This is a genomic window from Pseudomonas sp. Ors-4-3C (assembly GCF_055755035.1).
This window is the reverse complement of record NZ_CM146900.1, coordinates 1,518,694-1,533,578: the sequence shown is the minus strand read 5'-3', so window position 1 is coordinate 1,533,578 and position 14,885 is coordinate 1,518,694. Positions and strand designations below refer to the sequence as shown.

At 62.3% G+C, this 14,885-nt stretch carries 15 protein-coding genes; 5 read left to right on the top strand and 10 right to left on the bottom strand.

Going from position 1 to position 14,885, the window contains the following annotated elements; all coding sequences use genetic code 11:
• The first annotated feature begins 98 nt into the window (after window positions 1-98).
• A complete protein-coding gene (locus ACVHNU_RS06930; protein WP_473019289.1) occupies window positions 99-1,298 on the top strand; it encodes an MFS transporter in 1,200 nt (399 codons plus the stop codon).
• Here ACVHNU_RS06930 and ACVHNU_RS06925 read toward each other — a convergent pair.
• Together ACVHNU_RS06925 and ACVHNU_RS06920 are read right to left on the bottom strand one after the other, a co-directional pair.
• Window positions 1,295-1,840, bottom strand: coding sequence for a cytochrome b (locus tag ACVHNU_RS06925; RefSeq protein ID WP_003223686.1), 546 nt, complete (start codon window positions 1,838-1,840; stop codon window positions 1,295-1,297). The two genes, ACVHNU_RS06930 and ACVHNU_RS06925, sit on opposite strands and share 4 nt — an antisense overlap.
• Complete coding sequence (locus tag ACVHNU_RS06920) at window positions 1,837-2,931, bottom strand: catalase family peroxidase (protein ID WP_473019288.1); 1,095 nt, start codon at window positions 2,929-2,931, stop codon at window positions 1,837-1,839. The genes ACVHNU_RS06925 and ACVHNU_RS06920 overlap by 4 nt, the downstream gene beginning before the upstream one ends.
• A gap of 157 nt (window positions 2,932-3,088) precedes the next feature.
• On the opposite strand from ACVHNU_RS06920, the gene ACVHNU_RS06915 reads away from it, so the two are divergent.
• Both ACVHNU_RS06915 and ACVHNU_RS06910 read left to right on the top strand, forming a co-directional pair.
• Entirely contained in the window at window positions 3,089-3,595 is a 507-nt protein-coding gene (locus ACVHNU_RS06915; RefSeq protein WP_003223683.1) for an RNA polymerase sigma factor, read from the top strand.
• Entirely contained in the window at window positions 3,592-4,347 is a 756-nt protein-coding gene (locus tag ACVHNU_RS06910; RefSeq protein WP_226501291.1) for an anti-sigma factor family protein, read from the top strand. Before ACVHNU_RS06915 ends, ACVHNU_RS06910 begins: the two co-directional genes overlap by 4 nt.
• A 123-nt stretch (window positions 4,348-4,470) precedes the next feature.
• Here ACVHNU_RS06910 and ACVHNU_RS06905 read toward each other — a convergent pair whose 3' ends face one another.
• From ACVHNU_RS06905 to ACVHNU_RS06875, 7 genes are all read right to left on the bottom strand, one after another.
• Window positions 4,471-5,442, bottom strand: coding sequence for a Csu type fimbrial protein (locus ACVHNU_RS06905; protein ID WP_262143132.1), 972 nt, complete (start codon window positions 5,440-5,442; stop codon window positions 4,471-4,473).
• Window positions 5,439-7,796 (bottom strand): fimbria/pilus outer membrane usher protein, encoded by a 2,358-nt coding sequence (locus tag ACVHNU_RS06900; RefSeq protein ID WP_473019287.1) that lies wholly within the window; start codon window positions 7,794-7,796, stop codon window positions 5,439-5,441. The genes ACVHNU_RS06905 and ACVHNU_RS06900 overlap by 4 nt, the downstream gene beginning before the upstream one ends.
• A gap of 257 nt (window positions 7,797-8,053) precedes the next feature.
• Window positions 8,054-8,842, bottom strand: a complete 789-nt coding sequence (locus ACVHNU_RS06895) for a fimbrial biogenesis chaperone (protein ID WP_473019286.1) — start codon at window positions 8,840-8,842, stop codon at window positions 8,054-8,056.
• A 34-nt stretch (window positions 8,843-8,876) separates the two neighbouring features.
• The gene (locus tag ACVHNU_RS06890) at window positions 8,877-9,377 is read right to left on the bottom strand and encodes a Csu type fimbrial protein (RefSeq protein ID WP_003223672.1); all 501 of its coding nucleotides are present in this window, start codon (window positions 9,375-9,377) and stop codon (window positions 8,877-8,879) included.
• 4 nt (window positions 9,378-9,381) lie between these two features.
• Entirely contained in the window at window positions 9,382-9,918 is a 537-nt protein-coding gene (locus tag ACVHNU_RS06885; RefSeq protein WP_003223669.1) for a Csu type fimbrial protein, read from the bottom strand.
• Between the two features lie 20 nt (window positions 9,919-9,938).
• Window positions 9,939-10,472 (bottom strand): Csu type fimbrial protein, encoded by a 534-nt coding sequence (locus tag ACVHNU_RS06880; RefSeq protein WP_201138164.1) that lies wholly within the window; start codon window positions 10,470-10,472, stop codon window positions 9,939-9,941.
• A 104-nt stretch (window positions 10,473-10,576) separates the two neighbouring features.
• Window positions 10,577-11,098 (bottom strand): Csu type fimbrial protein, encoded by a 522-nt coding sequence (locus tag ACVHNU_RS06875; RefSeq protein ID WP_473019285.1) that lies wholly within the window; start codon window positions 11,096-11,098, stop codon window positions 10,577-10,579.
• A 286-nt stretch (window positions 11,099-11,384) separates the two neighbouring features.
• On the opposite strand from ACVHNU_RS06875, the gene zapE reads away from it, so the two are divergent.
• A complete protein-coding gene (gene zapE, locus ACVHNU_RS06870) occupies window positions 11,385-12,506 on the top strand; it encodes a cell division protein ZapE (protein WP_003223664.1) in 1,122 nt (373 codons plus the stop codon).
• 204 nt (window positions 12,507-12,710) lie between these two features.
• Window positions 12,711-14,024, top strand: coding sequence for a protein kinase (locus ACVHNU_RS06865; RefSeq protein ID WP_473019284.1), 1,314 nt, complete (start codon window positions 12,711-12,713; stop codon window positions 14,022-14,024).
• 123 nt (window positions 14,025-14,147) lie between these two features.
• Here the strand turns inward: ACVHNU_RS06865 and ACVHNU_RS06860 are convergent, their stop codons facing one another.
• On the bottom strand, window positions 14,148-14,852 hold the full coding sequence (locus ACVHNU_RS06860; protein WP_003223660.1) for a YebC/PmpR family DNA-binding transcriptional regulator: 705 nt from the start codon (window positions 14,850-14,852) through the stop codon (window positions 14,148-14,150).
• Window positions 14,853-14,885: the final 33 nt, after the last annotated feature.

Sequence of the window (14,885 nt, the reverse complement as noted above, 5' to 3'; positions counted from 1 at the left end):
TGCGCGATCAACCGCCACGACCAACAAGGTTGCAAATTAAAACCAGAATGCTTACCGTGATTCTGGTTTTAATTTGAAACCCAAAAAGGAATCAGGGCATGCAACCTCAACCCCTCAAAAGCAGCGTGGTGCTGCTGTTCGCCATCGCCTGTGGACTGGCCGTGGGCAACGTGTATTACGCGCAACCGCTGCTGGACGCCATGGCCGAGGCCTTCGCCATGTCGCCAGCCACCATCGGCATCGTCATCACTCTGACGCAGATCGGCTATGGCATCGGTCTGGTGTTGCTGGTGCCACTCGGCGACCTGCTCAACCGACGCCGACTGATCGTCACCCAGACCCTGCTCTCGGCCGCCGCGCTGTTGATGATCGCGCTGGCGCCCAGCAGCGTGTGGTTGTTGCTCGGCATGACCCTGACCGGCTTGCTCGCGGTGGTGACGCAAGTGCTGGTGGCGTACGCCGCGACACTGGCGATCCCGGCGCAGCGCGGTCGCGTGGTCGGCGTGGTCACCAGCGGCATCGTCGTCGGCATTCTGCTTGCTCGCACGATTGCCGGGGCCATGGCTGATCTGGCGGGTTGGCGCGCGATCTATCTGCTGTCTGCGGGTCTGACGCTGCTGATGGCGCTGCTGCTGTTGCGCGTATTGCCCAAGGATGAAGCCGCGCAGCCCGCGAGCCGTTACGGCGCGCTGATCGCTTCGGTGTTCAGCCTGTTCCGGCAAGAGCCGGTGCTGCGCCAACGGGCAATTATCGCGTTGCTGACCTTCGCCAGCGCCATGGTCCTGTGGACGCCGATGGTACTGCCGCTGGCTGCCCCGCCGCTGTCGTTGTCGCACAGTGAAATCGGCCTGTTCGGCTTGGCCGGCGCCGCCGGTGCACTCGCCGCCGCGCGTGCCGGACATCTGGCTGATCGCGGCCTCGGCCAATGGGTCAGTGGCCTGTCGCTGCTGCTGATGCTCGCTTCGTGGCTGCCGATCGCCCTCACCCAGTCCTCGTTGTGGGCGCTGTTGCTGGGGGTTATCACCCTCGATCTGGGCTTGCAGGCCGTGCATGTCACCAGCCAGAGCATGATCTACAGTGTGCGTCCCGAAGCGCAAAGCCGCCTCACCGCCGGCTACATGCTGTTCTATTCGATCGGCAGCGCATTGGGCTCGATTACCTCGACGGCGATGTACGCCTGGTCTGGTTGGACCGGCGTGTGTCTGCTTGGCGCCGCTATCAATGCAGTGGCACTGGGTTATTGGTGGCTGACCCTGAAAAGTGGCGCACCCCAGCGGTGCGCCACACAAGCGGGTTAATCGCGATCGCGACCGCGCAACATGCTGTCGAGCACCTCGTCGCGGCGCACCCAACCGTGGAACAGCGCCGCCGCCAGGTGCAACAGCACCGTCAGGAACAACAGGTACGCCAGATAGCCATGCGCCTTGCGCAGCAGGGCAAACACTTGCGCATCGGCCGGCAGGATCGACGGCAATTGCAGGGTATTGCTGAGCATCACCGGCTCACCCGACGCACTGATCATCGCCCAACCGAGTACCGGCAGCACCAGCATCAACGCGTACAACAACACATGCGAAGCCTTGGCCGCCATCACCTGCCAGCCCGGCAGATCGGCCGGCAGCGGCGGCTGTCGGGTAGAAAACCGTACCAACAGGCGCACGACCACCAGCAGCAGAATCGCGATGCCCAGCGGTTTATGCAGATGAATCAGCCATTCATGCCGCTGTGAAACCGAAGTGACCATGCCGGCGCCAATGAACAACATGGCGATGATCATCAGCGCCATCAGCCAGTGCAGCAGCCGCGCCAACAGCGCGAAATGAGTCGGTTGCGTGCTCATGGGCGAGCCTCCTGTCTGGCGGCGGGCAATTGGCTGACTTCACTGGTTCGCCGTAGATAGGAATCGGCGTAACCGGCGGAACGCGCGGCGAGCAGCGGGTCGTCGGAACCTTCGATACCGGCCGGCAGCACCAGCGGATCGTAGTTGATGTCGCGGCATTCGCCGCTGAGCTGCGGCTGAGTCTTCTCCAGCACCAGCGTGCCGGCGTTGATCACCTTGCGGCCTTCGGGCCAGGCTTTGCTGGCATCGTTCACCGGATCACCGGGGTTGGCCAGGGTGATGTTCAGTTGCCAGCGCAGCGGCCCTTCGGCCAGGCGCTGCACCAGATCCTTCTCGAGAAAATCCGCACCCTCCGGCGCCGAGGCTCCGGCGGCATCACGCGCCAGTGGCGTGACACTCCAGCGCACCGCCTGCTTCTGCCCACTGGCGTTGACCAGATAGAAAGCATTCACACTGTTGTATGTTTCAGTGGCATAGCTAGCCGACGGTTTGGCGGTCTTAACCCACGTCAGAAACGGCACGGCTTCCGGGTGGGCGGCGAAGAATGCCGGCACTTTCGACGGATCCGGTTTACCTGTGGCCGGATCCGGCGACTGTGCCTGCTGCAATTGGTAGAACGCCTCGGGAGTGCCGACCGGGAACACCGGCATGCTGTTCATCCCGGTGCGCCATTGCTGACCGTTGGCCTGGGTGAATCGCAACGCCAGACTGCGGATTGGCACACTGCTGTCCGGGGCGTAGGGATTCCCCGCCGGCAAGGCGAAGCGCCCGACTACCGGGGTCTGCGCCTCGTTGAACACCTGCGCGGCAGAAAACGCCCGCGCCTCGCCACTGCTCTCGAAATGCCCGATCACGCACACGCCCTTGGCGTGGTTGCGCCGAAACCCGGGATGCACACCGTTGTTTTTCTCCAGCACATCAACCAGCGCCTTGGGCGTCAGACGTTGTGGGTCAAGATTACCGTGCACGTAGGCAAACGCCCCGGCGACAGCGGCAACGACCACGGCAATCGCCGTCAGACGCAACACTGTGCTCGCGGCACTCAAGGGCGGGCGCGGCGGCCTGCCCGGCGGTGAAGTGCGATCAACCATGAATAACTCCAGGGCCATCGGCCACAAGTAGGAAGAATCAGCAAGACGCACCCCATCGGGATTTATTCCATGGCCCGGTATTTATTTTTCCGAACGTGGAATAACCTCGAACGGCAGACGTCTCCCTAGTCCACAGCGTAGTGACTAGCAGAAATTCATGAGCGAATTCGACGAACAGTTGAGAGAAATCATTCCCAGATTGCGCCGCTTTGCCGTGTCACTGACCCGCAACAGCAGCAGCGCCGACGATCTGGTACAGGCCAGCCTCGAGCGGGCCCTGTCCGGCTGGGGCGCAAAACGCGCCGAGGGTGATGTGCGCGCATGGCTGTTCGCGATCCTCTATCGGCAGTTTCTCGACGCCCATCGGCGCTCACGCCGTTATGCGCGAATGCTCGAATTCTTCACTGGTCGCGACGATGCCGAGCCCTCGACCGAACGCACAGTCATCGCCCAATCCACCTTGCGAGCCTTCGATCATCTGCCCACCGAGCAACGCGCTTTGTTGCTGATGGTCTCGGTCGAAGGCCTGAGCTACAAGGAAGTCGCCGAAATCCTTAACGTCCCCACCGGCACTGTGATGTCGCGCCTGTCCCGCGCCCGCCAGGCCCTGCGCCAGCTCAGCGACGGCGAAATCAGCAGCCCTTCTTTGCGGATACTCAAATGATCAGCATGCCTCCCAGTGAGCGTGACCTGCACGCTTACGTCGACCATCAACTCAACGAGGCCGACCGACGGATACTCGACGCCTGGCTGGTCAATCATCCGGAAGAGGCTGCGCAGGTTCGCGCCTGGCAGCACGACGCCCAGCTACTGCGCGCGGCACTCGGTGGTGCATTGCAGCAACCGGCCAATCCGGCGCTTGAACCGGCGCTGATCCGCCAGCGTCTCAAGCGTCAGTCGCGACGTCATCTGGCCAGCGCGGCGGTGTTGCTGATCGCGGTCGGCATCGGCGGTTTCAGTGGCTGGCAGGCGCGGGAAATGACCCTCGTACGCTCTTCCACGCTACCGATGACCGATGCCTTGCAGGCCTATCGATTGATTGCCCAGCAGGGAATTCTGCCGGCGGACTACAAGGTTGCCAGTGACGGCGACATGCAGCATTGGCTCGACCGCTATTTCACCCGGGCCAGTCGCTTGCCGGATCTGAAATCCGCCGGCTTCGAGCCGGTCAGCGGTCGTCTGCTCAGCACCGATGAAGGCCCGGCGGCGATGGTGGTGTATGAGGATCGCAGCGGCCACAAGATCAGTTTCTACGTGCGACCACCGGGACCTGAAAACACCTTCCTGCCACGCGGCAGCCGCAGCGACGGCGATCTGCAGGCCGATTACTGGTCCGGTGGCGGATACAACTACGCGCTGGTCAGCCCGACGGACTCGCCGGCGGCGCAGGTGCTCAAGCAATCTCAACCTTTCTGAATCTGCTGCATACCCCTGTGGGAGCGGGCTTGCTCGCGAAAGCGGTGTGTCATCCAACAATGTTGTCGACTGATCTGCCGCTTTCGCGAGCAAGCCCGCTCCCACCTGGGTTCATCGTATGACTCAGAAACCAACATCGAGCACCACATTGTCCAGATACGTCCCCGCCGGCGGCGTGGTCTGATCGGTGTAGATCTTGGCGTTGTAATTGAAGATCTGGCTTCCCGTGCCCAAGCCATTCCCCGGATTGACCTCGGCATCGGTGCTCGACCGGCGCGCACTACCGACACTGCCCCAACGAGTGGTGCCGGCGCTTTTGAAGATGTCGTAGGCCAGATAATTGCTCCCGGAAATCATCCGTCGTCGCCCGCCGACACTGACCGGATTCTGCCCGTCGCTCAAACCGACCGTGTAGGCACTGCCCTTGGTACAGGCCAGATTGATCGTCTGCCCGGTCACCGGGGTAAAGGCGCTGATCACCGGTGCGCTGCCGAAGGCAATGTTCGGCGCGGTAATCGTACAGTCGTTGGACACGGTCAGGTTCACGGTCAACGTCGCGGTACCACTATTGATGTCGCGCCCCAGACAAACACTGCCGATACCGATCCCGGAGCAGTAATTCCAGTTCCAGAAAATGCTCAGGGTTTCCGTATAGACCCCGGCGGCGACGTTGCTGCCAATGGTCGTGCCCAGATACAGCGGCACGGTTTTCGGGGTGGTGCCGTTGAGCAGTCCCAAGGCATCGATGATGCCGTTACGCGCGAAGTCATAGGCGGTGCCGCGAGTCACCGGATAGCTGGTGCTGTTGTTGGCGTAGATCGTGTAGCCGATGACGTCGCCGGTCGGCCCGAGCAAGCCGCTCTGGGTCGAGGTGATGGTGGCGTAGAAATGATCGTTGCTGGTCAGCAATGACAGCAACGAACCGGTACAACTCAACCCGGCGTTGAGCGTGGAACTGGGCTGCGTCGTGGTGCGCACGGCAATCGAGCTGATCGAACCGAACGCTGCCGGCGTGGTGCTGACCACCGAGCACAGGGCCTGCGCCGCCCCCGGCAGCAGCAACGCCAGACAAAGGCAGACTCGGGCACCGATCATTGGCACACCAGCGGGCCGATCAGCGGCACTTGGCTTTGCTGGGTATCCACGTCGAATCGGGCCTTGCAGGTCTTGCCGTCGGCCAATGTCACCTGCAACGAATTCTGTGCCTGCAGGTTTTCCAGATAGACCAGACCATCCCAGCCCACCACCGTGCGCGTACCGCTCTGTTCGTGCAGCACACCCGCCCCCAAAGGCAGTTCGCGTTGCTGCGCATCCACCAGCACGATGCTCGCGGCAACCACCCGCGTCAGTGGAAACTCCAGCAGATAGCCGCTGCCACGGCGAACGGCAATGCGCTGTTCGACGTTGGGGCTGCGCACGTTGGCGGGCAAATTCAGCGGATCGATTTCGTATTTGCCACGGTAGTAGGCGCTACTCCACGGCACCAGCAAGTGACCGTTTTTATCGGTCTGACCGACCTGCTGGTTTTCGTAGCGCACCGGAATATCGGCAAAACCGTCGGTGCTGACCACTACAAACGCGTCATCGATGCGATTGGCGGCGAACACTTGTCGGTCCATCCACACCAGCGAGCCACTGGCGTCAGCCCAGCGGGTTTCAGCCTCCGAAGTGCCATAGACACCGGCCTGCAATTGCACCGATTGCAGACGCCAGGTCACGTCGGCCTGACGATAATCCGCGCCATCACCCTTGGCGTAACCCAGATTGAAGCCGACTCCGCCCTCAGTCGGTACCGAACGACTGTAATTGACCCGCTGCTGACTCTGCCCGGTCTTGCTGCGCTCGCTGCTGATCGCCAGGCTGCCACGCAGATCGAACGGAATCACCAGTTGCGCCTGCACCGCCCAATTGCTGTCGCCAATCTCGCGGTTGGCCGACAGATAGACGCTGCTGTTGCGCCACAGTGCTTTGCTCCAGCTCAGGTTGAGCAACCGCGTGCGCGAATCGTCCGCCGCGCGCACATCGAAATAACCGGCGCCCAGGCTCCCCCAGCGGTCGAGACTGACACTCAGGGTCGCCTGCTCGCTGCGCCGACTGAGGCTGATGTAAGGGCTGTCGATCACGCTCAGGTCGGCGTATTGGTCGCGACGTTGCAGGCGTTGATAGGTAAAGCTGTAGCGTTGGCTGCTGTACTGATAACCGAGGCTCAATTGCTGGCCGCCGTCGCCGTCGAAGCGGCTTTGGCTGACCGCGCTGTTGAGTACACCGAAATTGCCCAGACGCAAGTTGCCGCCGATGCCGCCGAGGGTCAGCGAGTCAGCCGCTTCGGCGTGGCCTTCCAGGGTGAAGCTGTCGCTGACACCGTATCGCAGGCTGCCGGAAGATACCCCGGTGCCGTAGCTGAAATCTTTCAAGCCGTAGTCGCGGCGCAAGGTACCGGCGGCCACCGAGAAATCGCTCAGGCCTTTTTGCAGCAGGCTGCTGGTGACGTAGAACGGCACCGTGGTCGAGACCTGCCGGCCCAGCGCGTCGGTGGTCACCACCACAGCTTCGCCGGCACCGTTGATGAACGGAATGTTGGTCAACGTGTACGGCCCCGGTTGCAGATCGGTGCTGCTGGACTTGTAGCCGTTGATGAAAAGGTCCACGGAGGATGGCACCGCCGCTTCACCGGCAAATTGCGGCAGCGGATAGGTCACCAGGTCCGGGCGCACGGCAAAATCCCGGGAAAACTGCACACCACCCAGACGCACCGAATTGCTCCACGGCAAGGCGCCGCTGATCACGTCACCTGCCTCGTAGGTGAGCATGCGTTCGTCATCGGAATAGCGCCAAGTGCTGTCATAGCGCAGATACCCGTTGTTCAGCGTGCTGGCGGCATCGCCGGACAAGGTGCGTCGGTATTGCCCGGTGTTGGACAAGGTACCCCAGCTGTCGAATAGCCGTACCTCGTTCCACGCCGCCAGATAGGTGCCGCCATCGTCGGTGTCATTGAGGTACAGGTCATAGTTGAGCAGCGCGCCAAAACTGCTCAGCGCCGGGGTGCGCGGGTAGTTCTGCCGATTGCCGATCAATTGCTCTGGCAGCCACTGCGGCGGCACATCGAGCAGCAGGCGCTGGCCGACGCTGTCGTAATCACTGTGCAAGCCCGGCAGGCTGTCGAGATCGACTTCAGCCCCCACATTGTCCGGCAGCTTCATGCCGGTTTCCTGCAGCGCACTGGTCGGCAGAAACAGCCGCCCGTCGCGCTGCTGCACCGCCACCACCCGCCCGGTATTCATCTGATTGACCACCAATTCCAGAAACAGCTGTGCATCACTCACGGCCTCCATGCCGCTGGGAGGCGGCGGCAATTCACCGGCCCCGGATGGTTGAACGAACATCAGGCAACAGGCGCCGCCGATGAGCCACAACGGACGCTGAATACGACGAGCCCATCCCGGGCTCATACACGCTTTACGTCCGTCAATGGACTTGATCCTCCTGATGCCACTCTTGCCTGAGCCAGTTATCTTTCTCTGGTTTATTGACGACACGATGCAATTCATTGTGGCGAGGGAGCTTGCTCCCGCTCGGCGGCGCAGCCGTCGTCAGAACTGTTTATGCGGACTAACTGACACTACGCGCTCGCCTGACTTGGGGCTGCTTCGCAACCCAGCGGGAGCAAGCTCCCTAGCCACAAAAGTCCTCGGCATTGGCTCCTTGTTCAGCGTCCCGGCGCAATGCTCTGCACCTGCGCCCCGCCATTGACCCGCACCTGCAACGCCGACTCGCTCGCCAACGGCCCCGGTGCCGGCCAGCGCATGACCGCGCCCGGCAGCACATACCCCAGCAGCCCCTCGGCCAATGGCTTGCTTTGCCCACCTTGTTTGATTGCCACGTCGGTCAGCCGCGCGTGTACCGCGCCCTGGTTGCGCACCTCGACGAACGGCCGACCGTCCACCGCCACCGTGCGCCAGCTCAGCTGCGGCACACCGATACCTTTGGGATCACGCGGGCGCGTGCTGTCCTCCTTGCTCCACAGCCCCGCGCCGTAAGCAAACAACGGCACCGAATAGCGCATCTGGAAGCGGATCGCCGCCGCCGTTTTGCCGCCCTCGGCAGCCGGCGGCTGAGCGGAAGGGATTTCGTCGATGATGATCCGGTAGGCCAGTTCCTGCCCCGGTGGCACATCCTTGGTTCGGGTCAGACGCACCAGTTGTTTCTGCCCCGGTTCGATCTTCGCCACCGGTGGGCTGCCGATCACGTCGCGCTGGTTCTGGTATTGCTCCTCAAAGCCGCTCTGGCTCCAGCCGAACACACGGATCTGCAGGTTGGCGGTTTCCGTGCCACGGTTTTCCAGCCACAACGCACTGGCCTGTTGATCGGCTTCCAGCACCGGATCGATCGGCCAGATCAACACCGAACTGGCGGCCTGCGCACTGCCGCCCCCGAGCATGACCAGTGCCAGCATCGCGCACCGTACAACCCAATGCCCTGACGTAACTGCCCCCATGAACCTGCTCCTTGTCGGCCATTCAAACGTCTACTCACCACGACAGTTGCACCTGCAACACGTCGCTATACGTCCCCCCAGGCTGATTGCCCGGCAATTGCACCTGACCGTAAATCGGCAGGCTGATGTTGTTCGCATCGCTATAGGCCACCGCCACGCTCTGACCGATGCCCAGGCTCTGGCTGTAAGCCGCATCACGGAACAGCGCGTAAGCCACCCGCGCACTGCCGCTGTTGATCTGCATGTGGCGACCGCTGCTGTTGTACTGGCCGCCATCGACGCTCATGTTCAATGTCACTCCGGGCGTGCATTGCAGCTGCACGCCCCCGGTCAGTGCGACTTGCACCGTGCCAGTGGCCAGGGCCGAGTGCGAGCCGAAATTCAGCCCGCCGTAATTCGACACCCCGCCGACCACCAGGCACCCCGGCGTGATGGTGGCGCTGACCTGAAAGCTCTGGCTGGTCGCCGCCCCCAGCGGCAGCGGCACACTGCCCGCACAAAGCAGGAGCAGCGCGGCGCAGAGCTGACGGCGCATGGCATCAGAACGTCAGTTGCACGGCGATGGTGTCGGTGTAGGTTCCGGCCGGCAAACCAGCCTTGCCTTTGGCCTGACCGTAGATATTCACCGTCTGCGCCGTACCGGTGCTGGGAGCCAGATTGATCGTGCCGTTGACGGGCAGCAGCGTCGAGAACCCGGAGTCGGTGTACAAGTCGTACGGCACGTAATTGGCGACGCCGTCGTACAGCGCCCGGGCGCCCCCCGTCGATTTTCCGTCATTGGCACCCGCGCCTACCGTGACCGTAGGTGTGGTGCCACTGGAACACAGAATCGACAGCGCTCCGCCGCCACCGCCCAACACCTGTCCGGTGGCGGTGGTGAACAGGCTGTTGGCGGTACCGAAGTTCAACGCACCGAAGTTCAGCCCGGTGGTGCCCCCGGCTCCGTTGACCTGACAACTGCTGGTCAGGATCAGGCTGGAAGTGATCTGGCCAGTAACGGTGGTGGCGGCATTGGCACTGGAAACCAGCGTCAGGCCGAGCAATGACAAACCTATCCTTGATGCAAACTTGCGCATGGTGTCCGTCCTCTACGGGTTTACCAGTCGAGCGTCACCGTCAGGGTGTCGGTATAGACCCCTGCCGGAACCGCGCGGGTATTCGCCACCACCGAGCCAAATACCGGGATGGGTATCTGCGCACCGCTGGTGACAGCGAAATTGTGCTGTTGGCCAATGCTGTAGCTCTGGCTGCCGGAAGCATCCAGATAGAGTTGATAAGGGATGGTCTGGCGACCATTGCTCAGGCGCCGGGTATTGCCATCACCGTGGGTACCACCGTTGATGGTGACGGTGAAACCGGTGACCGATGGGTTGCAGGCAACATTGAGTCTGCCGCTGCTGTCAGCGTCGAGACTGGCCTTGATCGGCGCAGTCCAGGTCGGCCCCTGCAGCCCGAAATCGAGGGAGCCGAGATTGCCGACCGGGGTTCCAGGACTGGATCCGTTGGTGACTTCGCACCCGGCAATCAGGATCAGCCGCGCATGTATCTGCCCACTCACCGCCGCCTGTGCGTCGTCAGCGAGCAACAGCAGCGTAGCCGTGGCGATGACCATCCAGTGTTTGCCTGTCATTGCGCCCTTCCTACTCCTTCAGGATGCCTGCGAAACTCGCGTTCATCATTGAACGCCCCTTCCCTGCGCAACCCGCCTCCAGCGGATTGCCTGAAATCGTGTCATCACCACGTCACGGTGACTTTGACCAGATCCGAATACCGACTGACCTGTGGCACCTGCGCCAGGCGCTCGATTCGCCCATACAGCGGCAACTCCACCGTTCCGGTGTCCGGCACCCGACCGCTGACCGGCACGTCCACCACCAGCGGCACCCGCCGCGCCGCGTCCTGATACAGCCGGTAAGGAATCGGTTGGCTCCCCGCCGCCCCCACCAGGTAGCGAACCTCGCCGACCCCGCCATGCAGACCGCCGTCGACACGCAGTTGATACGGCGTGTCGGGGTTGCACTCCAGGCGCGGCAAGCGTTGGTTGGTCAGCGCCGCACCCAGTGGCCCGGCCGGATCATCGAGGCGCGCCGCGCTGCCGAAATCCAGTACGCCCAGTTGTTCGATACCCGCCTCGCGCTGCTGGCCGATCAGTTGGCAACCGCGCTGCACATCAACGCGAACCTCGACCTGAAGCTCCGCCGCGTACACCGAGCCCCCAAGCCACCCGAGCAGGGCCACCACCACACGTGTAATCACTGCCTCATTCCTTGTGAGGGAACACCCGGATGACGTTACTGTGTTTCAGGTTAGCAACGGTCGACGAATCCGCCAGTCGATTGGATCCATGGATCTGCCGGGATATGTTTCGAAAGTTTGGCAACACGGCGAATCACATCGCTGAAAAAAGCTATACGCCCCGCACAAAGTTGTTCAGTTATCGCCCACAGTCGACGAACCGCGATGGAAGCTCGGCGCAGCCTCTGGTTACACTACGTCGCCGCGCTCCCGGGCGCCGGTCTGATGAACACGGAGTGACTGCACAGTGCCCTCTCGAGCGCCCAAACGATCGCCACTGGCCCCGCGCTGGTCGGCGTTGCGCCGCTGGTTCGCCAAAGGCAGGCCAGCCAACGCCGGGCATGACGCCATTGCCCGCTCGATCCACGAATACTTCCGGCAAAAGGCCCATGGTCAGGGTTACACCCTCAGCCACAGCCAGCAGCGGGTGATTGATTGCATGGCACAGCAGGCCAGCCTGTTGTTCGGTGCAAGCGCGCAAACGCCGCCGAGCCTGTACCTGCATGGTGCGGTCGGACGCGGCAAGAGCTGGCTGCTCGACGGTTTTTTCCAGGCACTGCCGACCGCGCAGAAGCAGCGTGTGCATTTCCATGCGTTCTTCGCCCGGCTGCATCAGGGCATGTTCGACCATCGCGAACAGGACGATGCCCTCGCCGTCACCCTCGACGAGCTGTTGGACGATTGCCGGGTTCTGTGTTTCGACGAATTTCATGTGCATGACATCGGCGATGCGATGCTCATTACCCGCCTGTTCAAGGCCTTGTTCCAGCGCGGCATTCTGTTGCTGGTAACCTCCAACTATCCGCCGGAAGGCTTGCTGCCCAACCCGCTCTATCACGCGCGTTTCAAACCGGTGATCGATTTGATCAACGCGCGAATGCAGGTCATGGAAGTCGGCGGCCCCCACGATTACCGCAGTCAGGCGAGCAATCATGCGCATCAGTTGTTCACTCAAGGCCACTATGTGTGGCCGGCCACCGCGACCCAGCGCCAGGCCTTGAACCTGCCGCCGCAGGGTGCGCCGGCCATTGCCTTGCCGGTGGGCACCCGGCACTTTCAGGCACGTCTGTGCGAGGGCCGCACCGTCGGCTTCACGTTCAACGATGTGTGTGAGCAAGCGACGGCGGTGATGGATTATCTGGAGCTGTGTCGGCGCTTCGACCGCTGGATCATCGACGACCTGCCGGAACTGGATGAGTGCTCGATCGCCGCGCAACAACGCTTCATCAACCTGATCGACGTGCTCTACGACCAGGACAAACACCTGACTCTGCTCAGCCGCCTGCCACTGCGCGAGGCACTCGGCGGCAATGCCATCGACCTGGCCCGGACCCGCAGCCGTTTGGGGCAGTTGCAGGAAATCCACTGAGCCCATTGATCACCATTGTGGGAGCGGGCTTGCTCGCGAAAGCGGAGTGTCAGTGACAAATCACTAACTGACAGGACGCCTTCGCGAGCAAGCTCGCTCCCACAGAGGATCAGAGTGTTCTTCAGTGCAAATCCAGCCATTGCCGTTATCATGTCGCCCATTCCGAGCGCTCGGCGCTTCTTTCCCTGGACAGTGAACACCTACATGCACACCCTTGCTCAATTGCGCGCCGGCGAGTTGTCGGGCATTACCCGGCTTGATCTGTCTTGCGGTCTGACCGAGTTTCCCCGCGAGATTTTCGAGCTGGCCGACACGCTGGAGGTACTCAACCTCAGCGGCAATGCCCTGAGCAGCCTGCCCGACGACCTGCATCGCCTGACCCGAATGCGCATTCTGTTCTGCTCGGACAACCACTTCACCGAGGTGCCAGCCTGTGTCGGCCAATGCACGGCGCTGACGATGATCGGCTTCAAGGCCAACCGCATCAGCCACGTGCCGGGCGCAGCACTGCCGCCGCTGCTGCGCTGGTTGATCCTGACCGACAACTGCATCGAAACCCTGCCGACCGAACTGGGTGAGCGTCCTTACCTGCAAAAACTGCTGCTGGCCGGCAATCGCCTGCAAACGCTGCCGGCCTCCATGAGCCAATGTCACCGTCTGGAGCTGATCCGCATCGCCGCCAACCGCTTGCGCGAACTGCCGCAATGGTTGCTGACCCTGCCAAGCCTGACCTGGCTGGCCTATGCCGGTAATCCGCTGGAAACCGAAGCCGACGCCGCCGCGCTGGAAGCCACGCCGCTGATCGACTGGTCGGCGCTGCGTCTGGAGCAACGCTTGGGCGAAGGCGCTTCGGGGGTGATTTCCCGGGCATTGTGGCAGCGCGCCGACGGCTCGCAGGTGCCGGTCGCAGTGAAGCTCTATAAAGGTGAAATGACCAGCGACGGGTCGCCGCTGCACGAAATGAACGCCTGCATCACCGCCGGCCTGCACCCGAACCTGATTCGCGTGGAGGGCCGCATTCACGATCATCCTGACGGCCAACATGGCCTGGTGATGCAACTGATCGATCCGAGCTTCCGTAACCTCGCGGCATTGCCAAGCCTGGCCAGTTGCTCGCGGGATGTGTATGCCGAGGATTGCCGGTTCAGTGCAGAGGTGGCGTTGAACATTGCCCAAGGCATCGCTTCGGCGGCTGAACACCTGCATCAACAGGGCATCACCCACGGCGATCTCTACGGCCACAACATTCTGTTGAACGATCAGGGCGATTGCTTGCTGGGGGATTTCGGCGCGGCGTCGTTCCATGCCACCACCGACAACCTGGAAACCCGGGCGCTGCAACGCATCGAAGTGCGGGCGTTCGGGATTCTGCTCGGGGAATTGCTGGCGCGCATCGACTCAGGGTTGAGCGATGAGCGGCGCGAGCGGCTGCAAGCGCTGGAACAGCGTTGCTGTCAGCCGGATGTGCTGGCGCGGCCGGGGTTCAGCGAAGTGATCCAGGTGCTGGAAAAGCTGTAACTGACGCAAATCCTGTGGCGAGGGCGCTTGCTCCCGCTGGACGGCAAAGCCGTCCCAAAAACAACGACTGCTGCGCAGCCGAGCGGGAGCAAGCTCCCTCGCCACAGTTATCTTTGCAACAGATCAGCCCGCCAGACCAACAAACATGTCCTGCACATCGTCATGGTTGTCGAGGCCTTCCAGGAACGCTTCAACTTCAGCCATCTGCTCGGCACTCAGGCCGCTGACCGGGTTCTTCGGCTGGTAGCCGAGTTTGGCCGACAGCACAGTGAAACCTTGCTCAGGCAGGGCCTTCTGTACGGCGTCGAGGTCGGTCGGATCGGTCAGGAACAGGGTCGCGCCCTCTTCACCCGGTTCGAAGTCCTGGGCACCGGCCTCGATCGCGGCCATTTCCGGATCGGCGTCCGGAGTGTCCGGCGCAGCTTCGATCATGCCGACGTGGTTGAAATCCCAGGCCACCGAACCGGAAGCACCCAGTTGGCCCTTACGGAAGGCCACGCGAATTTCTGCGACGGTGCGGTTGATGTTGTCGGTGACGCACTCGACGATCAACGGAACCTGATGCGGCGCGAAACCTTCGTACGTCACGCGGTGGTACTGCACGGTTTCGCCCAGCAGGCCGGCGCCTTTTTTGATGGCGCGGTCCAGGGTTTCCTTGGGCATCGAAGCTTTCTTGGCCTGTTCGACCACCAGACGCAGGTGTGCGTTGGTGGCGGTATCGGCACCGTTGCGGGCAGCGATGGTGATTTCTTTCACCAGTTTGCCGAAGATCTTGCCCTTGGCGTTGGCTGCCGCTTCTTTGTGTTTAACCTTCCACTGTGCGCCCATTACTCACTCTCTTGATCTGTGGCGCCGAGACAT